A 21,646-nucleotide genomic window follows, 5' to 3' on the forward strand; every position below is an offset into this window, starting at 1 on the left:
TATGATGTTTCTCTTTTCATTGCCGCAAAGTTAGCATTTATTTCTTTTTTTCAATATAAAAAACTCTTATTTCTTTGCGGCTTCCTTGCTATCTTTATGAACTTTATACTTTTGGCCGTAATATTGGCACCACAGACGGAGTCCGCAGCTGTCACATTTCGGTGAACGGGCCTGGCACACGTATCTGCCATGCAGGATGAGCCAGTGGTGAGCGATGGGAATATCGGCTTCCGGAATATGTTTTACCAGTTCTTTTTCTACACTGAACGGCGTGGTGCATTGGTCAGATACCAGTCCTAAACGGTGGCTGACGCGGAACACGTGGGTATCTACCGCCATGGCCGCCTTGTTGAAAGCGACCGACTGGATGACGTTGGCTGTTTTTCGCCCCACGCCAGGCAGTTTGAGCAGGTCTTCCATGCGGTCGGGCACTTCTCCACCAAAGTCTTCCATCAACATACGTGCCATGCCTACCAGATGTTTGGCCTTGTTGTTGGGGTAGGATACGCTTTTAATATATTCATATACTGTTTCCGGCGAACTGGCAGCCAGCGCTTCGGGAGTGGGGTAGTCGCGGTAGAGGGCAGGGGTAATCTGGTTCACCCGTTTGTCGGTACATTGTGCCGACAGAATAACCGCTATCAGTAACTGAAAGTGATTCTCGTAATGTAATTCGGTTTCGGCTATAGGTACGTTCTCACGAAACCACGCCAGAATATTTTCATATCTTTCTTTTTTTCTCATCGCATTTTGTTTTTATGATAGTGGGGCGATACTTTCAGGTGAAAATAGCAGGTGGATACGATGGTGAGACACGCACCGAACAGGTAAGCCTTGTCGAAACTGCTGATTTCGGCTATGTATCCTCCTGCCAACATGCCGATTCCGATGCCTACATCCCACGAAGTCAGATAGGTAGAGGTGGCAGTGCCGCGCTGTTTGTTAGGGGCCAGGTTGACAAACAGCGTGTTGTAGGCAGGAAACATAATGCCGAAACCTACGCCCAGCATCAGTGCTATGCCGAAAAACAGGATGCTGCACACCGTGGCGTCCCATTGGATGAGATAGACACAGTCAGCCAGCAGGAAAAAACTGGCAATGACCAGATAAAGCCCCGCACCGATGACCTGTGTGATTTTCCCGTGGTCTACCAGCCGTCCGGAGAACAGACGTGACACTGCCATGCCTACCGCCATGAAGGTGAAGAAGAATCCCGTAGATACGTCCATGCCGATTTGTTGTGCATACATGGCCACATAGTTGGTGGTCATGCCATAGGGAATAGAAAGCAGCAGAAGGCTCAGTCCGGCCGGAAGTCCTTTCAGAAGGATGAAACGGTCCAGCGAGATGGGGTCACGCTTTACGGGAGGTTTGTAAGGGGTCTTCACCAGCCAGGCACAAAGCATACCCAGCAGACAAGAGAACATGGAGGTGCAGAAGATGATGGGATAGCCCACGGAGGCATCGTGCATGAACAAGCCTACCATTGGTCCGATGGACATGGCAGTATTGTTGGCCAGTCCGTAATAACCTAAACCTTCACCGCGGCGCGAAGACGGCATAATGTCGATGACGATGGTGTTTCCACCTACCGTGACAGTGCCGAACGACAAGCCGTGGATGATGCGGAACAAGATGAACAAAGTCAGGGTGCTTGCCACGAGGTATCCGCCGAAAATGGCAGTGAAGACGAAATAAGCTGTCAGATACAGCGGCTTGCGTGCGAAAGTATCGAGCAGGTAGCCCGAAAAGGGTCGGATGCACAAGGCAGCAATGGTATAGCATGAAAGGACAATACCGATGGTTGTCTTGTCTGCCTGGAACTCTTCGGCCAGGTAGAAAGGCAGTACCGGCATCATCAGCCAGAATCCGAAGTAAAGCAGAAAATTGGCTGCCAGTATGAAGCAGTAACTGGGGGTGATAAGCTTGTCTTTCATAAATTGAGAATTGAGAATTGAGAATTAAAAAATAAGAGAGAGGAGGAAACATAACTGCTGCATGTGGCACGCTTCCTTCGTACTTATTTCTTTATTCTCAATTCTCAATTATTAATTAAATCAGTATGCCGCTTCAAACTCGCGGAGGAAGCGCGTGTCGTTTTCTGAGAACATGCGCAGGTCTTTCACCTGATACTTCAGGTTGGTGATGCGTTCGATGCCCATGCCCAGCGCATAGCCGCTGTACACCTTGCTGTCAATGCCGCAGGCATCCAGTACGTTGGGGTCCACCATGCCGCAACCCAAGATTTCCACCCAGCCCGTGTGTTTGCAGAAAGGGCATCCCTTGCCGCCGCAGATGTTGCAGCTGATGTCCATTTCGGCGCTTGGTTCCGTGAAGGGGAAGTAAGACGGGCGCAGACGAATCTTCGTGTCACTGCCGAACATTTCCTGCGCGAAGAGCAGCAGTACCTGTTTCAGGTCGGTGAACGATACCCCCTTGTCGATGTACAGTCCTTCCACCTGGTGGAAGAAGCAGTGTGCGCGGTAACTGATGGCTTCGTTGCGGTAGACGCGGCCCGGGCAAATGATGCGGATGGGCGGCTGTGCGTGTTCCATGGTGCGCACCTGCACGCTGCTGGTGTGTGAGCGCAGAATGATGTTCTTGGTCACATCGCCCGGATTGACGTTGATGAAGAACGTGTCCTGCATGTCACGTGCCGGATGGTCGGCGGCAAAGTTCAGCTTCGTATATACGTGCAGGTCGTCTTCTACTTCGGGACCGTCGGCAATGTTGAATCCCATGCGGGCAAAGATGTCGATGATTTCATTCTTCACGATGCTCAGCGGATGCCGTGTGCCCAGTCCGATGGGATAGGCCGTGCGCGTCAGGTCCAATTCGTCCAGTCCTGTGTCTTGGCAAGCGAACTGCTCCTTGAGGGCAGCTATTTTCTCCTGTGCCTTGTTCTTCAGTTCGTTCAGCCGCATGCCCACTTCTTTCTTGCTTTCGGCAGGCACGTTGCGGAAGTCGGCCATCAGGTCATTGATAGCTCCTTTTTTGCTGAGGTATTTGATGCGGAGTGCCTCCAGTTCATCGGCGTTGGAGGCTTGCAGGTTTTCTACTTCTTGTAGAAGTTGTTCTATTTTTTCTAACATATCCTGGTATTTTTATTTTCTGTATTTATGTCTAAGCGGTGCAAAGATACTACTTTCTTCTTATTTATAGGAAGCGTGAAATGTTTTATTTGAAAATAATCCGTATGTTTGCGCCTTTAAACTTGAAAAAGACTATGATTCAGCAAACCACTTTTCTATTGTCTGCCAGGCGGCGGGGATTTCACCTGGTGACACATGAGATTCTGGAACATCTTCCGAAACCTTTGCCCCAGACCGGACTGCTTAACCTTTTTGTGCAGCACACCTCCTGTGCGCTTTCTATCAATGAGAATGCCGACCCTGACGTGCGCGGCGATTTGGAGAAAGTCATGAACTGTCTTGTCAGAGAGAACGAACCGTTTTATGACCATACGTTGGAGGGACCTGACGATATGCCTGCCCACGCTAAATGCTCGCTCTTGGGTGTCAGCCTGACCATTCCTATTACAGGTGGCCGTTTGAATCTTGGCACCTGGCAGGGCATTTATCTTTGCGAGTTCCGCCAGGAAGGTGGAGAGAGGAAGGTGGTGGCTACGGTATATGGGTAAATAAAGATGAGGTCGGACTTGATGTAGGATGAAGTCTGACCTTATCTATCATCGGTTTTTTCCAAAAAGCGGACAGCATCCGTCAGCCATCCTTCTGCCACCGTCCCCGTGCCCAGCCCAAAGCCGTGAGGAAGCCTGTCGTAAGCATGAAATTCGGTCGGGATGCCGAGGGCAGAGAGGCTTTGCAACCGCCGTTGCATGGTGCGCCATGGGGCGATGCCGTCGCTGGTGCCGACACAGGCGTAGGTTGCTGCGTCTTGCGGACTAACCGTGCTATAGCCCGTATATTGCATGATGACAGCCGAGGCTTGCGGTATATCTTCGCGTCCGGTCAGTTGGAGGAGGTAGTCCGCATTACCGAGCACCGCCGCCATGCGTGCCCCTGCCGAACCTCCCCACAGGGAATAGCCGGAAGCGCTTACGCCCAACTCGTCGGCATGGTCATGGATGTAAGTGATGGCTTGGGCAAGGTCTTCGTAGGCATCGTCCGGACGGTAGATGAGCGCAAAGGCATTGTACCCAAGTTTGGACAGTTCGAGGGCATGGGGAAAGCTGTCATGCATGGCTCCGACGTATGCGAACGCACCACCGGCGTTGCAGACGGCAAAGGGGGCACCCGGATTCCCGCGGAAGAAGAACAGTCCCGTGTTGCGCTTCTGCGGGTCGGCCTGCTTCTCGGCTTCCGTATAGGTGTCGATGAATACGCTGTCGGCGTGCGCTTTCAGGTAATTGCAGATTTCGACGGTCTTGTCCGGGTCGATGTAGTTGTACCAAACTAAGCGCAAATCTTCTAAGGTCTCGCCGCTCCAGTAACCCTCGTGCCACACAATTCAGCAAGCTGAACATGATGCATAGCCAATAGGAAAGAAAGATCATGTCATAATTCCCTTATTTGACCGACTTGTGAGTTTATACTTTATTTGATAATGAAATTCAGATAAAGTAGTATCTCGAGAATTGAAAGCGGTATGAGTTTATACTTTATCTTGACTATTTTAATAAATAAAGTATAAACTTGTACTTTAAAAGTTTGGCTGACACAGGCGGATTTAGTACCTTTGCTAAAAATTGAAGTATCATGCAGGACAAACTGATTTCACGGAAAAGAGAATGTGAAGAATTGCAGAGGTGTCTGGATTCAGACCGTTCGGAACTTGTCATCATAAGTGGTCGTCGCCGTATCGGCAAGACATATCTTATAGATAAATTCTTCAAGTATAAATACGATTTCACATTTGTAGGAGAGCACAAGACCCCTGCGACAGTCCAGATACAGAACTTCATGCGTGCACTCCAGCGGCAGTCCAAGAAACGCCAATCGAAAGCGGAAACATGGTATGATGCTTTCAATGCACTTGAAGATTATCTTGAGACATTGCCCTCTGACAGAAAGAAGGTTATTTTTATTGATGAAATGCCGTGGATGGATACACAACGATCAAACTTCGTCAGCGCATTGGAGAATTTCTGGAACGGCTGGTGCAACAGGCGCACAGACATCGTGCTCATTGCTACTGGTTCGGCGACATCATGGATGGCAGACAAGATAGAGGGGAACCAAGGCGGTCTTCATGCAAGGGTTACCTGTAATCTGCATCTGTCCCCGTTCAACCTTCACGAGACGGAAGAATATCTGCGGCAGAGGAACTGCCAATGGGATCGGTATCAGATATTACAATGCTATATGATATTCGGAGGTGTACCTTTCTATCTGAGTCTTCTGAATACGGCAGACAGCCTTGCGCAGAATATAGACAGGCTGTTTTTCTTCGAGGGGGCACAGTTGAAAATGGAGTTCGATGAACTTTACAATGCTCTTTTTACGAATGCAGATACTTATGTGTCAGTAGTCAGGCTGCTGTCAGAGAACAAGTCGGGGATGACAAGGGAAGATATAGTCAAGGCCACCGGCCTGGAAGGAGCATTCCTCAGCAAGATATTGAAGAATCTGGAGCGTTGTGACTTCATAACACGGCTGTCACAATATGGCAGCAAAGTCCGTAACAACATATTCAGGCTTACGGATTTCTACACGCTGTTCTATTACAAGTTTATTGAATCCAACAACACCAAGGATGACAGATGGTGGAGTAACAACATGGGGGCACGCAGTGTATCCGCATGGATGGGGCTGAGTTTTGAATTGGTATGTCTGGGCCATCATAAACAGATAAAAGGCGCACTCGGAATAGCAGGAGTGGGAACTTCCATATCCACATGGCGGAGCAAAGCCGACACGGAAAAAGGGATACCCGGTTTTCAGATTGACATGATAATTGAGCGGGCAGACAGGATTATCCACCTGTGCGAAATGAAATTCAGCACGGACCAATATGGCATAACTGACAGCTATGAGATGAAGCTGAGGGAGCGGATGGGACTGTTTCGGATGGCGACAAAAAACAAGAAATCGCTTGTAATCACTTTTGTAACAACTTATGGCGTCGTGGGTGGAAAACATAAAAGCATCGTCCATAGCGAAGTTACTATGGACGACCTTTTTCAAGCATGAGCAGTTTTACTGTTCCAATTCCCTTATTGCTTTCTGTATTCCATAAAATACGGAATCAAGATCGCGTCTTGCCACGGACAAAGCCATAGAAAGATTGGAAGCAGAGACAAAGCCTTTGCCAGTGAAGCATTGAAAGCCGAAGTCAAGTTTCCTCAAGTCCCTTGCCTGACAATCATTGAGTCCGGTAAACTGCTTGGAATCCCGAAAACAAAATTCAATCTGGAATCGTGTACGGTAGTATTCGATGATGTCTTTGGCCGCCATGTCAAGGTCGGTGGAGAAATGATTTTATGTCCTCCCGATTCCGGATAATGGACCACGACTTTGATGTTGCGTTTCATTGCCTTTGAATATGCCTTGACTGAGTAAGCCCTTCCTTCTTCAATGTCGAGAATCTCGCAACGCTGAAGGTCGAGTTTCTCAAAATCAATCTTCTCGCCTTTGATACGCGGCCGTCCACGCTTGCCTGTGCGGACACCGTCATGTGAATACCACAAGGCGGCATCATCACGCAGGCGGCTGATGACATGGAATCCCAGCAGGCAGGCTTCACCCACGAACTTCGCCTTCGAAAACCAGGCGTCTGCAACGACATAACGTGTTATGCGAAGCAACTTGTCCTTGTATTTGCGGAGTACGTCAAGATACCAGTCCCGACCAGAACTTGCTGATATAAGGAGTCTTCTTTCCCGACTTTGAAATGTAACTTGCGTCTATGGCAATGGCTTTTCTAACGCTTTCTCTAAATCGCTGCCGCATAAGAAAGAGATTGAACTGCATCCAGTTAAACTCACGTTCGAACAACTGCCGGAAGCGTTGTTCCGAGCTGTCCGAGTAACTGCCCATTTGGGTGAAATTAATCTTTCTTGTGCCGCCTATTACACGAATTACAGCAAATGACTACATTTTTGCGGTTGGTTATACAAAGCACGGACACGCTTCACATATCCACAAGTTCTTGTACTCTTATACTACTTCAATCCTCATCTTGCAATCCGGTTCGCCTTGCAAAATGGAATGGCAGAGTTTCACCTGAAAATCCCGCCCTTTCCAAAGGCTTTGCAAAGAGTAGAGGACACTCTGACGGGAACATTCACAGAGCATAGGCGTTGTGACATAGCCTTTCTTGCACAAATGGCAAGTACATTCCAGGAAGATAAGGTAATAGACTTTGCCTTTCTCTACGACCTCGCCTTTTACTCCCGGTAATCCATTCGCCAGCTGAAAGAAGACATCCATGTCCCCTTCAGCATCCTCATAGAGTTTCCTATAAATGGATAGTGTGCCGCCGTCCACGCAGTTCTTGCCACATTCCGAAAAGAGAGCACTCCGCTGCTCCGGCGAGAGTCGGGCTATGCCTTTCTCAAACCCTTTGAACCAATCCGATAGTGCCATATGATTCAGATTTACAAGCCATAACTATTATTTTTGCTGCATCTCACGCATCATTTCCACAAACCCCAGTTTATTAAAACGATAGAACATTTCAACTTGCTCCGGAATATTGTTCTCCAGCAATAACAACAACTCTTTGGCAAATTCCAAGTGACCGGTGCCGTTTGCCGTTACGATACGATTGTCAGATACGGCCTGCTCGTTCACATAACCTTTTGCGTTGGTATAGTTGTCTCCGCCCCATAACCGCAATTGTTCCAAACCGTTTCCTGTATGTTTGACTGCATTCAAGAAACCGTGTTTGGCGAGAAAAGAAGCCGCATTGCAGATGGCTCCTACTATAATTCCTTTCTCTATGGCATGGCGAACGATAGGTACAACTTTATCCGCTTCTTGTTCGTCAAGCCAACCAAAACCTCCAATTAGCACCAATGTGGCATAGTCATCGGGCATCGTATCAAAAGAATAATCGGGCAAAGTACGGAAACCACTGCATGAACGCACAGCATCTAACGTGGGCGCTACGACTTTGTTGATGTATTTGGGATTCTCTTTTATACTATATTCGTCACATGCTATAGCCGATGCCAAAAACGCAGGCTCATGATCGGCATAATTGTTTAACAACAGATATAATACCTCGTTCTTCATATTTATTTTCTTTTGATGGTCTGACATTTACGTTGGGTCATTTCTTTGGCAAAAGCCTGTTCGCCATGTTCTTTGATGTAACGGATGCAGGCGGCACGGTCGGAATTGAACAGAAAGGCGAACACCTTGCCTATCCAATTGGAAAACACCTTGCATTCCTTTACATCATGCGGACATTCGGCGCAGGTATTGAACTTGTTTTCTTGACAACACGAACGGATTTTACACCAGGTCGCCTTTTCATTGCATTTGCATCCGGGGCATTTCCCTGTCAAGAACTTGCGGCAAGCTCCGCAATAAAGACCGCAAGCGGCGATGCTTTGAGTATCGGGTACGACAGGTTTCATAAATATCAGATGTTGGAGTGAGAAAATTCGCCGTTAATCCAGAAAGTGGCTTCCTTACCGACGAAGTGAAGAAGCACATAATTCGGATCGCTTGGTCCGCCGGGGAAATGATAGGCAAACCAGTCTTGCCACATTTCCTTGCGGATGGCATCGTCCGTGATAACCTCTACCGTTCCGCGTAGGGCAACCCCGTCTCCGTAATGGTCATAGCAAAGACCCGCCTTGTTGTTCGCCTTAAAATCATTGACCTTTACAGAATCGGCACTTGTCGCCATCCACACCTCATGAAAACCCTTTGCTCCAATCTTGGACATCTGCACAGGTCGAGGATAACCGTTGGCATCTATGGAAGCGACCGTCACGTTTTCGCATTGGGCAAGCAAATGGGTTGCTTTTTCCGTCAGTGTCCGTTCGTCTTTTTCTTTCCACCGTTTCAGGCGCGGGAAGTATTGAAGCATTTGTTCTTTGGCCTGTATGGGAGTTAGGTTACATCCAGCCTGTGCATTCCATTGGTCTAAGAATTGCAGGCAGAACTCAATCATTTGCCCCATCGTGAAATCCTGGGTAAACGCGCCGTTCTTGTAACAATACATGCAATAATCCTCGCTACGGCTTCCATCGGCATGGGTTCCTCTGTTCTCATCGGTCAGGGGCATGCCGCAACTTTGACAAAATTGTTGTTCCATATATATCCTATTCGATGCCTGTCAGTCCCTTAATAGGCGGTTATAAAATGCGAGATCGTGGAACTGCAATGCTACCATATCTAAGTCGGAGGTCGTAGGAAAACCTTTATTCAGGATATGGTAATAGCAGCCCACGCTATAGCGTGAGAACCACTCTGCCGTCTCTCTGAATAAGTCTTGAATTTCCTACGTTCCCGACTTCGAGATAAGCACAACGCTTCTACTTTTTTATTCTATAATATTATGTACGGAAAGAGTAACCTCTAACCATCGGCAAAGATACGAAAAACAGGCTGTTTTTTATCGTTATGGTCGTATTTATTATTGGAGTGATTTAAACTTTTTATGCGCAGCACGAGTACACCGTGTACCTGGCAGCTTTTCTGATAACCCTTTCAGAGAAGGTTGCCAAGCGCTGGGCAGCCCACTTCCAAGCGATAAGCAGCAAGCTCGTTATATAGACGAAACAGCAAGTTGAATATCAGTATGTTATGCGATAATCTGTTGAGGGGAAAGTTTAAATCCCTTCATTGTTGTCATGAAAAAAACGCCAATCTTCCTTACCAAGGAAAAGCACATCACCCCCTATACTCCGTCGGGCTTACTCCCAGATGCTGCTGCACGTAACGGCTGAAATAAGCAGGCGATGAGAAACCGAACATGTCGGAAATGCGGACGAAGGTCAGCGACTTGTCGGCGTACCAGTTCACTTCGCGGTGTTCGCGGTATGTCCCGTTCTCCAGCATATTGAGGAAGCGGCTCATGATGGTGGCGCTTTGCAGCGGGATATTGTCTACTCCATACAGATGGGAATGGAAATCGAAGAAGTCGATGATGATTTTTCCCGTGCTCGAAGAACTGGGCATTGGCTTCGTGGCATTCTCCCCGCTTGCCAACGGTCTGCTTTCCGGGTATTATACGGAAAACGACCGTTTCGATGCAGCCAACGATTACCGCGCTTCCATGCCCCAGTTCCAGAAGGAAAGTTTTGGGCAGAACAAGGCTCTATTCACCCTTCTTGATGAATTGGCAGAGCAGAAACATGCCACGCCTGCGCAAATCTCCCTTGCCTGGATGCTATGCAAGAAGCCGTGGATAGTCCCTATTCCCGGCACCCGTAAATTGTGCAGGCTGAAAGAGAACATCGGGGCGGCAGACATCCGTCTCTCCGCCGAAGAAATAAAGGATATAGACGCTGCCCTTGATGCGATGCACATGAGCGACGTGTTCAGCGGTTCACCTGTAAAAAGCAAAAAATATGAAACGGAGCCACGGTAGTACATCTGCCGGGAAAAGAGAGCGGAAAGAGGCTCAAAGAGGCTGGCTATAAATCTTAAAGAGGAATGTTTAAACGACGGACTCTGCATTTCATCATTCGTTGATATGGGTATATCAATCTGTAATCTGTGTATGGACGGACAAGGGTATCTGCCGTAATTTTGCATCAAAACCAATTTAATGACAGATTGATTTATGAGAACAACGATTTTATCCCTGACTCTCCTGCTGTTCGCCGTGTGTGGAAACCTCCGGGCGCAGCAGGCAGACACGCTGAGCACCCGCCAGCAGAGCATCGTAGCCATTGCCGCCAACACTGCCACAGGCGATTTGGAAAACCTCAAGACAGCCCTCGCCCATGGGTTGGACAACGGCATGACGGTGAACGAGGTGAAAGAAGTATTGGTACACGCCTATGCCTATTGCGGCTTTCCCCGCAGCCTTCGCGCCCTGCAAACCTTCATGCAAGTATTGGACGAGCGCAAGGCGCAGGGCATCACCGACCTCATGGGACGTGACGCATCGCCCGTCGGAGACAGCCGCGACAAGTACACCCGTGGCGCGGAGCTGCTCGAAAAGCTGAGCGGTGCGCCGAAGGATGCTCCCAAGATGGGATATGCCGCCTTTGCCCCTATCATCGAGCAATACCTGAAGGAGCACCTGTTCTGCGACATCTTCGAACGCGACCTGCTGACGTGGCAGGAGCGCGAGCTTGCCACCGTGTCCATCCTCGCTGTCTTGGGAGAAGGAGTCGAACCGATGTTGCGGTCGCACTCTGCCATCTGCCTGCGGCAGGGCATTACGGAGAATCAGCTTCGCCAGATGACTGCCATCGCTACCGGTAATTAATAACTAACCAATAAATATTTCCGAACAATGAAAACAAGAATCTTTGCACTCCTCACGCTCATCGTAATGTGCACAGCGGGCGCGTTTGCCCAAGACAGAAAAATCCTCGTGGCTTACTTCAGTTGGAGCGGCAACACGCAGCACGTAGCCGAATACATCGCCCAACAGACCGGTGGAACCCTCTTCCGCATCGAACCGGTCAAGCCGTATCCCACGGAATACACGCCCTGTACCGAAGTGGCAAAGGCAGAGAAAGAGAAGAATGCCCGACCTGCCATCAAGAACAAGGTAGCGGACTGGGACAGCTACGACACGGTGTTCATCGGTTGTCCCGTGTGGTGGTGGACCGCCCCGATGATTATCAACACCTTTGCCGAGAGCTACGACTTCAAAGGCAAGACGGTTGTCCCCTTCTGCACCTACGCCTCGACCTACCGCGACGAGACGCTTGCCAAGATTGCCGAACTCACACCCGACGCCCGTCACCTGAAAGGCTTCGGAGCCGTGGACCGGAATACCGAAGGCATCACAGAGTGGCTGAAAGAGATTAAGCTGGTCAAGTAAAGAGCTTCCCCTGCCGCCAACGTGCGACGGCGGGGGATTTTTTTGTTTGGGGGCTTGCTTTCTTGCCTATTTTTGCTAATTTTGCATACTGAATCAATAAAACAAGATTGATATGCCGCAAATAAGCAAATTCTATGGGATTATCATCTACATGTATATCAACGAGCACAATCCACCGCATTTCCATGTAGAGTACCAAGGTTACAAAGCCAGCATTACCATTGAAAGTGGCATCGTGACAGGGTGTATGCCGCGCCGGGCACTGAATTTGGTGTACGAATGGCTCGACTTGCACAAAGGAGAACTGATGAACAACTGGGAACGCCTCTGCAATCGGGAAGCTCCCTTAAGTATTAAACCATTAGAATAAAAATAGCCTTATGGAAACCAACGAACTGCTTACTGTAACAAAAGCCGAGTATGTACAGGGTTACACGCTCCACATTTGGTTCAACAATGGTGTGGAAAAGCTGTTTGACTTTTCGGGCGAATTGACTAAAGGCATCTGCCGGAAACTAAAAGACCTGGACTATTTCAAACGGTTCACCATCGACCCATTCACCATCGACTGGAACAACGAAATCGGCTTTGCCCCAGAGTACCTCTACGAACACGGCACTCCCGCCTAACGCCATTCCGGTTTTTCGCTCATCCGCTTGTACGGCGTGTAGAACCATACACGCCAGACAGGCGTTTTTTTATGTAGAAGGTGCGAATGGTATCAGTAATTATAAGACAATATTCTTGCCCCGCTCCCTGATTTCCCCTATCTTCGCAAAAAACATAAGAATATGATTCCGTTTATCCTTCGCCAATGGCAGGAATCAGATGCTTCTGCTTTGGCAAAATACCTCAACAATAAAAAGATTTGGGACAACTGCCGGGACAGTTTGCCTTATCCTTATACTGAAAAGGATGCAGCCTCATTCATACAATACATCAAGTCTCAAGACGTGCAAAGCAATTATTGCATTGAAATAAATGCGGAAGCTGCCGGAAACATCTGTTTCGACAGAGGTACAGACGTGGAACGCTTCAATGCGGAAATAGGTTATTGGATTGCCGAACCTTATTGGAATAAAGGGATGATGACGCAGGCTTTGCGTCAAGCTGTCAGCGATTATTTCAGCCAAACCGATGTCGTGCGGATTTTTGCTAAGGTTTATGCCGGCAATTTTGCCTCCATGCGGGCATTGGAAAAGGCAGGTTTCCGGAAAACAGGTATTCAGCATAAAGCTTGCTTCAAAAATGGACAGTTCCTGGACTGCCATTGCTTCGAGTTGTTGAAAGAATATGCATTATAGGCATCCTCGGATATAAGTAATCAATCAGAATTAGTTTATATCAAACACAGAGGCACAGAGACACAAAGTTCTGTAACTGTCTGTCAGTAAAAATGACGGGAGGGCACAGAGTTCGCGGCTTCGCCGCATACGAGAGAAGGAAAATTAACTTTGTGAGCTACGGGTAAGAAAACAAAAACTCTGTGTCTCCGTGCCTCTGTGTTTAGTATCATTTAATTTTGCACATTTATTTAACAGGCTTTTCTGCTATCCTGTCAGTTTTGTTTCTCCGTCAGATATTTCCAATAACGCACCGGCATGTCTTGGCGTTGTTTGCGGGGATTGATTCGTTCGCGGATGCAGATAGACTGGAAATAAGTTTTCCAGAGCGACTGAAAAAGAGCTTCGTCGGGTGCCATAAGCGATTCGTCCAATCGGCCGCTGGTGAGGTGGGGGAGGTTGCCGGCATTGTCGATAGTCACGCGTTGCACTTCGTCATGTCCGTTGTAGTAGAAGCCATAGGTGCGTCCTATGTCCCAGATGAGCCATCGCTGGTCGGAAAAGCGGTCACGGAAATGGGGTACAATAAGCGGCAAGGCATTTTTCTCGGGTTCTACAGCTGCAAAGTATGTGCCGTCGGCCGCTTTCTGGAAGCGGATGAATTGCATGAGACGTGTGCGTTCTCCTTCTACCCGTCGCCACATTTGTGTAAAAGCATGCACATCGGGATCGGCCTGGTTGGTTTCAATGCGGACTGGCGAGTCGAAAACCTTGCAAATAAACCGGAACATGACCAGGGGTGTCTCTTCTTCTTCGGCCAGCCAGCAGCGTGCCACGCATTGCAGGGCAAAGGCAGAGAGTTTGCGCGATAGCCCTGTCCACACGCGGGTGGCCTTTTCTTCATCGGTCGTTATGTCCAGCGTTTCCTCATAAAACAGGGGAAGCGGCGCCCCGTCGGGCAACAGGAGGTCGGGGAACGTGCGGCGGTTGTAAGCCTCGAACACGGCAGTCAACAATCCCTCTAAGGTATGGTCGAAGATAAATACTTTCATTCCGAAAAATCCAGGTTTAGCTGGCGATCGTCCGTCTTCTTCCTGGTTTTGGGAGCCAGCAGGCGGGCGATGCCTTGGGGAGTGAGTTCGTGGATAGTCTGTTCGGGCAATTCGCGGCAAGTGATGAAATACCGTGCTTTTTTCATTACGATGCCCATCTGTTTCAGCTGAAAGAAACCCAAGCGTGAGAAACGGCGTGAGGCAACAATGAGGCGTGCCGACTTGACACCGATGCCCGGCACGCGCAACAGTAGTTCGTAGTCGGCAGTGTTCACATCAATGGGAAACACTTCCGGGTGGCGCAATGCCCACGTCAGCTTGGGGTCGAAGTCCAAACTGAGGTTGGGGTGGGTATCGTCCACAATCTCGTCTACCGTGAAATGGTAAAAGCGCATCAGCCAGTCAGCCTGATAGAGGCGGTTTTCTCTCACTAAAGGCGGCTGTTTCAAGGCGGGCAGCCGCGGGTCGTATGTATTGACAGAAATGTATCCGGAATAGTAGACGCGTCGCATGGACTGGCGGCGGTAAAGCGCCGATGAGAGTCGCAGGATGTCTTGGTCGCTTTCCGATGTAGCGCCTACAATCATCTGGGTGCTTTGTCCGGCAGGGGCAAAACGCGGAGCGTGCCGGAAGCGTCGGCGTTCTTCGGCACTGGCCGTCACGCCCTGCTGTATGTAGCGCATGGGCGAGAACACGCTTTCGTGATCTTTCTCAGGAGCCAGCAGTTTCAGGTTCTTTTCGGTCGGAATTTCGATATTCACGCTCAGTCGGTCGGCATAAAGGCCGGCTTCATTCACCAGTTCGCGACTGGCTCCGGGAATGCTTTTGAGATGAATGTATCCGTTGAAGCGGTGTACCGTGCGCAGGTCTTTAGCCACCCGTACCAGGCGTTCCATGGTGTAATCGGGATTGCGCACCACACCGCTGCTCAGGAAAAGGCCTTCGATGTAGTTGCGCCGGTAGAATTCCATGGTCAGTTCCACCAGTTCGCTAACCGACAGGGTGGCACGCGGGATGTCGTTGGTGCGGCGGTTGATGCAATAGGCACAGTCATAAATGCAATGATTGGTCAGCATTACCTTGAGCAGCGAGATGCAGCGTCCGTCATCGGCAAAGCTGTGGCAGATGCCCCATCCTCCTACGGTGTTGCCCACCATGCCGGCCTTGTTTGCGCGTACGGTGCCGCTTGAGGAGCATGATACATCATATTTGGCTGATTCTGCCAGTATTTTCAGTTTGTTCAGTACATTCTCGTTCATGGGATGCAGATGGAATAAGTGGCTGTGACAAAAAAAGACCACCCCGCGGGTAGTCTTTTTGCATACGAATCAGAGCTATGTCTGGTTTTACTGTTTCGACGCCTCCAGCGAAGCCTTGCGGAATTCTTTCATTGTTTTTTCAATTTCCAGCGAATTCTTGCGTGCACGTGTACCGGCAGCTTTGTTGCCGTTTTCCAACTGGGCTTTAGCGTCCTTTTCAAATTCAGCATACAATGCTGCAACCTTTTCAATCAGTTCTTTCATAATCTTTTGTATTACTTCATTTATAATGCAAGGCAAAAATACAGCGTTTCTTGAAATAAATGCAGAAAAAGGATATTTTTTTTGAAAAGAGAAGCTATTTTTTAGTGAAAAAAAGCATTTCCTTATTTTTTGCCTACTTTTGTCACCATGAAACCGCTTACAGATACAGATTATATACATGCGCTTATCGCTGAAGGCGAACATCAGCAACAGGATTTCAAGTTTGAAATATCCGATGTGCGCAAGATTGCCAAGACATTGTCTGCCTTTGCCAACACAGACGGAGGACGGCTGCTCATTGGAGTGAAGGATAATGGAAAGATTGCCGGCGTACGCTCGGCAGAGGAGCAATATATGATAGAGGAAGCCGCCCAGCTTTATTGTGTGCCTCCGGTAAATTGTCATTGGCAAACGTTTTTGGCCGAAGGGCGTACGGTGCTGGTGGTGACAGTCGACGAAAGTGCTTCAAAACCCGTCTATGCCAAGGACGAAAATGGACGAAGGTTGGCTTACCTGCGTATTGCCGATGAGAATATTCTGGCCACTCCGGTACACTTGCGTATCTGGCAGCAGAATGGGAATCCGCGCGGCGAACTGATTGAGTTTACCGAAAGGGAGCAATTGTTGTTGCGTTTGTTTGCCGAGCATGACCGCCTGTCGTTCAACCGTTATTGCCGTTTGTCGCGTCTTCCCCGTCGTTCGGCAGAGCACCTGCTGGCTAAGCTGGTGCGTTATGGCATTGTCGAGCTTTTGTTTGAAGGGCATAAATTCTATTTTCGTCTGAAGAGTTAAACGCCTTTTCTGGGTGGATGGGCAGGAAAAGATGCCTGGTTTGTGGTGGGATTGCAAAAAATAATTTAATTTTGCAGACCAATTCTCTGTCGAAATATCCGGTCGGACTCAAGTAGGGCTTTTGTCTCTATTTGTCCGGAGGAACAGCGACATCGGAGAAACCGTAAGGGATATTTTTGTATCAACATTATTTATATATAGTATCAAGGACTATTATGGGTATTATAGCCAGATTGTTTAACAAAAACAAAGAGAATGCTTCGGGCAAGGGAGTAGAAGACTTCGTCTCGTTGACCCGCGTTTATTTCCAGTCGGTGATTGCTGCCAATTTGGGTATCACCAATATCCGGTTTATTCCGGATGTGGCCAATTTCAAGCGCTTGTTCAAGATTCCTACTCAGGGAGGACGTCTGGGATTGGGTGAGAAGGCTGCTTCCCGCAAAATGCTGATGCAGGATTACGGTATCAGCGAGAACTTCTTCCGTGAAATTGATGCTTCGGTGAAGAAACACTGCCGGACACAGAACGACATCCAGTCTTATCTCTTTATGTACCAGGGATTTTCCAACGACCTTATCATGCTTATGGGAACATTGATGCAGTGGAAATTCCGTATTCCCTCCATTTTCCGCGGAGCTTTGCGCACCATGACGGAAAAGACCATGCACGATGTCTGCACCAAGACTGTCTGGAAAAAAGACGATGTACACAAGACAGCCATGGCTGTGCGCCAGTATAAAGAGCGGTTGGGATATTCCGAACAATGGATGTCAGAATATGTCTATAATGTAATCATACTGGCCAAGAAAGAACCGCGCCGCAAAGACAACGGGGAGAATAAGAAATGAGCCTACCGTCTGTAGACATCGAGCAGCACCCCTTGCAGCCTTTTCTTCCTCCTCATGCCCGTCTGCTCATGTTGGGCAGTTTTCCTCCCCAGCGCAAACGCTGGTCAATGGAGTTCTATTACCCGAACTGGAACAATGATATGTGGAGGTTGACCGGGCTGTTGTTTTTCGGTCAGAAGGACTATTTCGTGGCCGAAGGCCGGAAAGCTTTCTGCAAAGAGCGTCTTGTTGAATTTTTGCTACAGAAGGGGATTGCGCTTTTCGATACGGCTTCGGCTGTCCGTCGGTTGCAGGACAATGCTTCCGATAAGTTTCTTGAAGTAGTTACCCCTACCGATGTAGCAGCTCTGCTTCGTTGTCTGCCAGAGTGCCGTGCCGTGGTGACAACCGGCGAAAAGGCCACCGACACGTTGTGTGCGCAGTTGTCTGTTGACAAGCCCCGGGTCGGTGACTTTTCCGAATTTCTTTTCGAAGAGCGGGCTTTGCGTCTTTATCGTATGCCCTCGTCTTCGCGTGCTTATCCGCTGGCTTTGGAAAAGAAAGCTGCTGCCTATCGTGTGATGTACCAGGACTTGGGTATGCTTTGAGGGATTTTGAGGGATTTTTAGCAGGACGCTTTAAAAAAAATCTTTTAATCCTTGCCAATTCAAAAGTTTGCATTACCTTTGCAGCCGCAAACACGGGAATAGCTCAGTTGGTAGAGCATCGGTCTCCAAAACCGAGTGTCGGGAGTTCGAGCCTCTCTTCCCGTGCAAGGGTAATCCGATATAAGCCAATGACTTATATCGGATTTTTTGTTTAGGTCGGACGGAAGTCGGACAAAGAATGATATTGATTTTCCCGGCATGCTTCGTCACGTAGCCCGCTACGCTCCTCTGTATACACCATCCAAATTTTATCTCTCAAAATCCGCACTCCATTGCTGATTTTTTTACGGCTCGAATATTCTGAAGCAATAAAGCGACGGGCCTGTTCCGCTATAATGCTTGATAAATATTCCTATTATTTCCCTTCCTGACAGAAATGCAATCTTATCCGACTTATTAAACCATTAAAATCAAGAGGATATTTGTCGAATACATTTTGTGACACACGTACTTTATAAGTCCCGTTTAGACAGATTTCTGTTTGATCATCTCTGAATGCTTCATCTGCACGCCTATAAAGATCGGCTTCTAACTTGCCGATGTTGTCTAATACTTTTATGTTAGAGCAAATTTCAGAGAAAGGTAAAGGATCATTTTCTTCTGCTCGTTTACGGTCAAAATGATACATGTTTACGTTTATTAATGCATAGCAATCGGAATTTTCAACTGCACACTTGAACTGTGTGGCACTCATCTCAACCGACTGGTCGCTTTCCCATCTGGACTTCACTTCAATATGATAATCTTTGCAGCCATTTTTACTAAGAATAAAATCTTGACCACATTGGTTATTACTAACGGTTATTTCCATTCCCTTAAACGCTTCTTCCAGATATAGTCCTATGTGTTTCTCCACATAAGCACCAAGCATCTGAATGTATGCTTCATGCTCCATTTGACTGATGACGGTATTGACGTTGCTGAGTAATTCCTCCGCATCACTCCTTTCGACTATATCAGCCATTAGGTTCAACAATTTCGGACTCTTTTTCTTCATCATGCGGTTGATAGCCTTTCGTTCCTCAGGGGTTCCCAATTTATAGCGGATGGATTCCCGTTGATTATAGATTGTCTTAAAAAGAATCTTCCATGAGTCGGTATTTTCGTTTTCTGCCAATTCTATGATGTCTATGACTATTGCATCTTGAAAATCGCCATCACTTAACTTATTTTGTATTTCATTAGCCACTTCGGATGCTTTTTGTTCATTGTATGTGAAAATTGCAGAAAAATCAGTAGACACCCACTTGTCATGAAGGTCCGTTCCCATAACCTGTTTATAAATGTCCGCCAGCCGGATGTCAATATTGACATTTTTGTACAACTCCTTTTTGATGTGTAATTCATTGTTTTGATTTGGAATTACCCCATAATAATCTAATCGTTCCAAACGCTCCTTTGCTGAACTTGTGGCATATTCCGTTAAGAAATCATGAAGCAATGATTTGTTGTTTATTACCCAGTTACAATCCTTTGTACTGATAATATACAATGTATAGTCAAGTAGCAGATTGAAAGCAGACTTGTAGAAATCATCCTCGTTTTCTACTATTTTAGGTTGCTCAACCCTCTTAAATTCCATGCCATGGAATTTAGTTATAAGATTCATCATTCGTCCACGATAATTCGTAAGTCCCACTTGCGACGTAGCGGAACAGAACGCAATCAAAGCATTGAGCTGATTATGGGTTAATGGAACTTTATTAGGACCTAAAGCTGTAGCACGCCATTCACTTACGGTTTGGCCGATTGAGCGTTGCAAATCATCTACCTCGTATGAACTTACATGACCAATATCATTGTATAACGTATCTATCATCCTATCGGCGTCACTACCCATAAGAAGCTCTGTCAATTTGTATAGTTCAGCAGTCATAAAGTCACCGTGTCTTAAATCGCCCTTTTTCTTTAATTTACCTTTTCTATTAGGTAATAATTCATATGAATCTAAAAAAGATGCATTTCCGCTATCTACAAGAAAAGAGAGGAATTCATGCAGCTCGTCTGATTTCTGTTGTATTGATTGGCAAACATCCTTCACGGTAATATAAAACTCTAAATCACGATGGCATCTCCATTGCTCAATCGTTTCGGACCATGCTATTGGCTCTGCTGTTGGCAAAAGAAATGTTTCCTGCTCGTTATATCTGACTTGTGTTGCATATTTTATTAAAATCTGTATAAGGAATAAACCTCCTTGAAATCAAGAGAGTTAGAAGAATTACTTCGTTGGGGTAATGAGTTGGCAACCGTCCTGATTGCCGTGGTCTGCATCGCTTTGCTTGTTTTGGTAACTCTTACGGATGCAAAGGTATAAAAAATATTCAGGCTGGAAGAAGTATTCCAAATATTATTTCAGCCTGAATGGTCATCCACTCTCTTGGCATCCACTCTCTTATGCCGTTTTTGGCTTGAGGCAATTTACGAGCAGGGAAGCCACGGTAAAGGTAACTCCTACACCTACCACACCTGTCCATCCATAATGTTGCCAAGACAGACCTGAAACGAATGTACCGGCAGAACCGCCCAAGAAATAAATGGTCATATAAACGGTATTGACACGATTGATGGCAGATGCATCGAGGGCAACCACGCTTGTCTGATTAGACAAATGAATGCATTGCATTCCTGCATCAATCAAAAGGATGGCGATTACCATCCACAAGTAGCTGTCATTCAAAAAAAATGCCAGCAGCCATGCAGCCAACACCACACATCCTCCGACAATAGAGAAGAACCTTGCACCGTACTTTTGGATATAACCGCTAATGAATACAACCGTAGATGCACCTGCCAATCCACACAAACCGAGTGCCCCGATAATATCGTCACTCGCAAAGAAAGGCTCTTGTTTCATTCGGAAAGCAAGGCAACTCCATAGGGCGAAGAACGAACCATAAGCCAATGCCGCCCTTAACGAAGCGATACGCAAATACGGGTATTTGCAGAACAGGCGCAACAGGGATTTCATCAGCTCCATATAATTTCCTTGTGAACGGGCAGACAGCACGGGCAGCATCTTGTGAATCATAAAAAAGCATCCGAGCATAAACACGCAAGCTACCAAATAGACGGAACGCCATCCCCATACATTAGCGAGAAAGCCACTGAACACCCGTGAACCAAGAATTCCTATGAGCAGGCAGGACTGTATGATTCCCACATTGCGCACCTTGTGTGCGGGTGCTGAATGATAAGATACCAACGGGATGAAAAACTGCGGCATAACCGAAGATGCACCGGCAAGCAAGGATGCGCCCCACACCCAATAGATGTTCGGGGCAAGGGCGATGGCAAGCAATGCACACATGGAAACGATATAATTGGTCAATATCAGCTTCTTCCGTGAAACCAAGTCGCCAAGCGGAATTACAAACACAAGTCCGGCCACATAGCCTATCTGGGTTAATGTCGCTACCATGCTGGCAGAAAAGTCGTTTACCGCAAAATCTTTTGCCATGCTGCTCAACAAAGGTTGGTTGTAGTAGCAGTTGGCAACGGAAAGTCCGGTAGCGGCTGCCATCAGAGCCAGCAGAGATGCCGGAATACCTTGGTTCTCCCTCAATTCATACTTCATCG

Annotated in this window: 25 protein-coding genes, 1 tRNA gene and 2 pseudogenes; 12 read left to right on the forward strand and 16 right to left on the reverse strand. The window is 47.6% G+C overall.

Annotated elements, in window-relative coordinates; all coding sequences use genetic code 11:
- Positions 1–66 precede the first annotated feature (66 nt).
- The 3 genes from nth to pheS all read right to left on the reverse strand — a co-directional run bounded on the left by nth (position 67) and on the right by pheS (position 3,092).
- Positions 67–744 carry an endonuclease III gene (gene nth / locus B5F34_RS12835; protein ID WP_087339709.1) on the reverse strand — a complete coding sequence of 226 codons (678 nt, stop codon included), beginning with the start codon at positions 742–744 and terminating at the stop codon, positions 67–69.
- Positions 741–1,937, reverse strand: a complete 1,197-nt coding sequence (locus B5F34_RS12840) for an MFS transporter (protein WP_087339710.1) — start codon at positions 1,935–1,937, stop codon at positions 741–743. The genes nth and B5F34_RS12840 overlap by 4 nt, the downstream gene beginning before the upstream one ends.
- A gap of 120 nt (positions 1,938–2,057) precedes the next feature.
- Entirely contained in the window at positions 2,058–3,092 is a 1,035-nt protein-coding gene (gene pheS, locus B5F34_RS12845; protein ID WP_087339713.1) for a phenylalanine--tRNA ligase subunit alpha, read from the reverse strand.
- Between the two features lie 134 nt (positions 3,093–3,226).
- Here pheS and B5F34_RS12850 point away from each other — a divergent pair, with 134 nt between their 5' ends.
- Positions 3,227–3,640, forward strand: a complete 414-nt coding sequence (locus B5F34_RS12850; protein ID WP_087339792.1) for a secondary thiamine-phosphate synthase enzyme YjbQ — start codon at positions 3,227–3,229, stop codon at positions 3,638–3,640.
- Between the two features lie 41 nt (positions 3,641–3,681).
- Here the strand turns inward: B5F34_RS12850 and B5F34_RS12855 are convergent, their stop codons facing one another.
- Entirely contained in the window at positions 3,682–4,425 is a 744-nt protein-coding gene (locus B5F34_RS12855; RefSeq protein ID WP_204245608.1) for an alpha/beta hydrolase, read from the reverse strand.
- Positions 4,426–4,718: 293 nt separating this feature from the next.
- Here B5F34_RS12855 and B5F34_RS12860 point away from each other — a divergent pair, with 293 nt between their 5' ends.
- Positions 4,719–6,152, forward strand: coding sequence for an ATP-binding protein (locus B5F34_RS12860; RefSeq protein ID WP_087339717.1), 1,434 nt, complete (start codon positions 4,719–4,721; stop codon positions 6,150–6,152).
- A gap of 171 nt (positions 6,153–6,323) precedes the next feature.
- Here B5F34_RS12860 and B5F34_RS17920 read toward each other — a convergent pair.
- The 7 genes and pseudogenes from B5F34_RS17920 to B5F34_RS12890 all read right to left on the reverse strand — a co-directional run.
- Positions 6,324–6,766 (reverse strand): annotated as a pseudogene (locus B5F34_RS17920) (transposase); the annotation flags it as partial.
- Between the two features lie 25 nt (positions 6,767–6,791).
- Positions 6,792–6,998, reverse strand: coding sequence for a transposase (locus tag B5F34_RS17925; protein ID WP_239448951.1), 207 nt, complete (start codon positions 6,996–6,998; stop codon positions 6,792–6,794).
- 120 nt (positions 6,999–7,118) lie between these two features.
- The gene (locus tag B5F34_RS12870; RefSeq protein WP_087339720.1) at positions 7,119–7,547 is read right to left on the reverse strand and encodes a hypothetical protein; all 429 of its coding nucleotides are present in this window, start codon (positions 7,545–7,547) and stop codon (positions 7,119–7,121) included.
- Positions 7,548–7,574: 27 nt separating this feature from the next.
- A complete protein-coding gene (locus tag B5F34_RS12875) occupies positions 7,575–8,198 on the reverse strand; it encodes a DJ-1/PfpI family protein (RefSeq protein WP_087339721.1) in 624 nt (207 codons plus the stop codon).
- Positions 8,199–8,200: 2 nt separating this feature from the next.
- Positions 8,201–8,545, reverse strand: coding sequence for a DUF3795 domain-containing protein (locus tag B5F34_RS12880; RefSeq protein WP_087339723.1), 345 nt, complete (start codon positions 8,543–8,545; stop codon positions 8,201–8,203).
- A gap of 5 nt (positions 8,546–8,550) precedes the next feature.
- Positions 8,551–9,231, reverse strand: coding sequence for a zinc ribbon domain-containing protein (locus B5F34_RS12885; RefSeq protein ID WP_087339726.1), 681 nt, complete (start codon positions 9,229–9,231; stop codon positions 8,551–8,553).
- Positions 9,232–9,809: 578 nt separating this feature from the next.
- Positions 9,810–10,085 (reverse strand): annotated as a pseudogene (locus tag B5F34_RS12890) (AraC family transcriptional regulator); the annotation flags it as partial.
- On the opposite strand from B5F34_RS12890, the gene B5F34_RS12895 reads away from it, so the two are divergent.
- From B5F34_RS12895 to B5F34_RS12920, 6 genes are all read left to right on the forward strand, one after another.
- Complete coding sequence (locus B5F34_RS12895; protein ID WP_239448954.1) at positions 10,063–10,509, forward strand: aldo/keto reductase; 447 nt, start codon at positions 10,063–10,065, stop codon at positions 10,507–10,509. The pseudogene B5F34_RS12890 and the gene B5F34_RS12895 overlap by 23 nt on opposite strands.
- A 195-nt stretch (positions 10,510–10,704) precedes the next feature.
- Positions 10,705–11,358, forward strand: a complete 654-nt coding sequence (locus B5F34_RS12900; RefSeq protein WP_087339731.1) for a carboxymuconolactone decarboxylase family protein — start codon at positions 10,705–10,707, stop codon at positions 11,356–11,358.
- Between the two features lie 27 nt (positions 11,359–11,385).
- Positions 11,386–11,922: a flavodoxin gene (locus B5F34_RS12905; protein WP_087339734.1), complete on the forward strand. Its 537-nt coding sequence runs from the start codon at positions 11,386–11,388 to the stop codon at positions 11,920–11,922.
- A 112-nt stretch (positions 11,923–12,034) separates the two neighbouring features.
- Positions 12,035–12,292 (forward strand): DUF4160 domain-containing protein, encoded by a 258-nt coding sequence (locus tag B5F34_RS12910; RefSeq protein ID WP_087339737.1) that lies wholly within the window; start codon positions 12,035–12,037, stop codon positions 12,290–12,292.
- A 10-nt stretch (positions 12,293–12,302) separates the two neighbouring features.
- On the forward strand, positions 12,303–12,551 hold the full coding sequence (locus B5F34_RS12915) for a DUF2442 domain-containing protein (protein WP_087339740.1): 249 nt from the start codon (positions 12,303–12,305) through the stop codon (positions 12,549–12,551).
- Positions 12,552–12,713: 162 nt separating this feature from the next.
- Positions 12,714–13,226 (forward strand): GNAT family N-acetyltransferase, encoded by a 513-nt coding sequence (locus B5F34_RS12920; protein WP_087339743.1) that lies wholly within the window; start codon positions 12,714–12,716, stop codon positions 13,224–13,226.
- 254 nt (positions 13,227–13,480) lie between these two features.
- Here the strand turns inward: B5F34_RS12920 and B5F34_RS12925 are convergent, their stop codons facing one another.
- The 3 genes from B5F34_RS12925 to B5F34_RS12935 all read right to left on the reverse strand — a co-directional run bounded on the left by B5F34_RS12925 (position 13,481) and on the right by B5F34_RS12935 (position 15,780).
- The gene (locus tag B5F34_RS12925) at positions 13,481–14,257 is read right to left on the reverse strand and encodes a TIGR03915 family putative DNA repair protein (RefSeq protein ID WP_087339747.1); all 777 of its coding nucleotides are present in this window, start codon (positions 14,255–14,257) and stop codon (positions 13,481–13,483) included.
- Positions 14,254–15,516 (reverse strand): putative DNA modification/repair radical SAM protein, encoded by a 1,263-nt coding sequence (locus B5F34_RS12930; RefSeq protein WP_087339750.1) that lies wholly within the window; start codon positions 15,514–15,516, stop codon positions 14,254–14,256. The genes B5F34_RS12925 and B5F34_RS12930 overlap by 4 nt, the downstream gene beginning before the upstream one ends.
- Before the next feature lie 87 nt (positions 15,517–15,603).
- Positions 15,604–15,780 (reverse strand): histone H1, encoded by a 177-nt coding sequence (locus tag B5F34_RS12935; protein WP_087339754.1) that lies wholly within the window; start codon positions 15,778–15,780, stop codon positions 15,604–15,606.
- Between the two features lie 147 nt (positions 15,781–15,927).
- Here B5F34_RS12935 and B5F34_RS12940 point away from each other — a divergent pair, with 147 nt between their 5' ends.
- From B5F34_RS12940 to B5F34_RS12955, 4 genes are all read left to right on the forward strand, one after another.
- Positions 15,928–16,572, forward strand: coding sequence for an ATP-binding protein (locus B5F34_RS12940; RefSeq protein WP_087339795.1), 645 nt, complete (start codon positions 15,928–15,930; stop codon positions 16,570–16,572).
- Between the two features lie 215 nt (positions 16,573–16,787).
- The gene (locus B5F34_RS12945; protein ID WP_087339757.1) at positions 16,788–17,420 is read left to right on the forward strand and encodes a hypothetical protein; all 633 of its coding nucleotides are present in this window, start codon (positions 16,788–16,790) and stop codon (positions 17,418–17,420) included.
- Positions 17,417–18,007, forward strand: coding sequence for a uracil-DNA glycosylase family protein (locus B5F34_RS12950; protein ID WP_087339760.1), 591 nt, complete (start codon positions 17,417–17,419; stop codon positions 18,005–18,007). The genes B5F34_RS12945 and B5F34_RS12950 overlap by 4 nt, the downstream gene beginning before the upstream one ends.
- 92 nt (positions 18,008–18,099) lie before the next feature.
- Positions 18,100–18,172 (forward strand) — tRNA-Trp (locus tag B5F34_RS12955).
- 250 nt (positions 18,173–18,422) lie between these two features.
- Here the strand turns inward: B5F34_RS12955 and B5F34_RS12960 are convergent.
- On the reverse strand, positions 18,423–20,189 hold the full coding sequence (locus B5F34_RS12960) for a DUF3883 domain-containing protein (protein ID WP_087339765.1): 1,767 nt from the start codon (positions 20,187–20,189) through the stop codon (positions 18,423–18,425).
- A 273-nt stretch (positions 20,190–20,462) separates the two neighbouring features.
- Positions 20,463–21,644 carry an MFS transporter gene (locus B5F34_RS12965; protein WP_087339766.1) on the reverse strand — a complete coding sequence of 394 codons (1,182 nt, stop codon included), beginning with the start codon at positions 21,642–21,644 and terminating at the stop codon, positions 20,463–20,465.
- Between the last annotated feature and the right edge of the window lie 2 nt (positions 21,645–21,646).

The sequence above is a fragment of the Mediterranea sp. An20 genome, from assembly GCF_002160055.1.
Taxonomy (GTDB): Bacteria; Bacteroidota; Bacteroidia; order Bacteroidales; family Bacteroidaceae; genus Bacteroides; species Bacteroides avicola.

Excerpts from the sequence above, each read along its gene's own strand:
- B5F34_RS12875 (WP_087339721.1), bottom strand. The coding sequence starts at position 8,198 with ATGAAGAACGAGGTATTATATCTGTTGTTAAACAATTATGCCGATCAT.
- B5F34_RS12950 (WP_087339760.1), top strand. The coding sequence starts at position 17,417 with ATGAGCCTACCGTCTGTAGACATCGAGCAGCACCCCTTGCAGCCTTTT.
- B5F34_RS12850 (WP_087339792.1), top strand. The coding sequence starts at position 3,227 with ATGATTCAGCAAACCACTTTTCTATTGTCTGCCAGGCGGCGGGGATTT.
- B5F34_RS12910 (WP_087339737.1), top strand. The coding sequence starts at position 12,035 with ATGCCGCAAATAAGCAAATTCTATGGGATTATCATCTACATGTATATC.
- B5F34_RS12945 (WP_087339757.1), top strand. The coding sequence starts at position 16,788 with ATGGGTATTATAGCCAGATTGTTTAACAAAAACAAAGAGAATGCTTCG.
- B5F34_RS12860 (WP_087339717.1), top strand. The coding sequence starts at position 4,719 with ATGCAGGACAAACTGATTTCACGGAAAAGAGAATGTGAAGAATTGCAG.
- B5F34_RS12885 (WP_087339726.1), bottom strand. The coding sequence starts at position 9,231 with ATGGAACAACAATTTTGTCAAAGTTGCGGCATGCCCCTGACCGATGAG.
- nth (WP_087339709.1), bottom strand. The coding sequence starts at position 744 with ATGAGAAAAAAAGAAAGATATGAAAATATTCTGGCGTGGTTTCGTGAG.
- B5F34_RS12940 (WP_087339795.1), top strand. The coding sequence starts at position 15,928 with ATGAAACCGCTTACAGATACAGATTATATACATGCGCTTATCGCTGAA.
- pheS (WP_087339713.1), bottom strand. The coding sequence starts at position 3,092 with ATGTTAGAAAAAATAGAACAACTTCTACAAGAAGTAGAAAACCTGCAA.
- B5F34_RS12840 (WP_087339710.1), bottom strand. The coding sequence starts at position 1,937 with ATGAAAGACAAGCTTATCACCCCCAGTTACTGCTTCATACTGGCAGCC.
- B5F34_RS12880 (WP_087339723.1), bottom strand. The coding sequence starts at position 8,545 with ATGAAACCTGTCGTACCCGATACTCAAAGCATCGCCGCTTGCGGTCTT.
- B5F34_RS12870 (WP_087339720.1), bottom strand. The coding sequence starts at position 7,547 with ATGGCACTATCGGATTGGTTCAAAGGGTTTGAGAAAGGCATAGCCCGA.
- B5F34_RS12900 (WP_087339731.1), top strand. The coding sequence starts at position 10,705 with ATGAGAACAACGATTTTATCCCTGACTCTCCTGCTGTTCGCCGTGTGT.
- B5F34_RS12895 (WP_239448954.1), top strand. The coding sequence starts at position 10,063 with ATGATGATTTTTCCCGTGCTCGAAGAACTGGGCATTGGCTTCGTGGCA.
- B5F34_RS17925 (WP_239448951.1), bottom strand. The coding sequence starts at position 6,998 with ATGGGCAGTTACTCGGACAGCTCGGAACAACGCTTCCGGCAGTTGTTC.
- B5F34_RS12930 (WP_087339750.1), bottom strand. The coding sequence starts at position 15,516 with ATGAACGAGAATGTACTGAACAAACTGAAAATACTGGCAGAATCAGCC.
- B5F34_RS12925 (WP_087339747.1), bottom strand. The coding sequence starts at position 14,257 with ATGAAAGTATTTATCTTCGACCATACCTTAGAGGGATTGTTGACTGCC.
- B5F34_RS12915 (WP_087339740.1), top strand. The coding sequence starts at position 12,303 with ATGGAAACCAACGAACTGCTTACTGTAACAAAAGCCGAGTATGTACAG.
- B5F34_RS12905 (WP_087339734.1), top strand. The coding sequence starts at position 11,386 with ATGAAAACAAGAATCTTTGCACTCCTCACGCTCATCGTAATGTGCACA.
- B5F34_RS12920 (WP_087339743.1), top strand. The coding sequence starts at position 12,714 with ATGATTCCGTTTATCCTTCGCCAATGGCAGGAATCAGATGCTTCTGCT.
- B5F34_RS12935 (WP_087339754.1), bottom strand. The coding sequence starts at position 15,780 with ATGAAAGAACTGATTGAAAAGGTTGCAGCATTGTATGCTGAATTTGAA.
- B5F34_RS12965 (WP_087339766.1), bottom strand. The coding sequence starts at position 21,644 with ATGAAGTATGAATTGAGGGAGAACCAAGGTATTCCGGCATCTCTGCTG.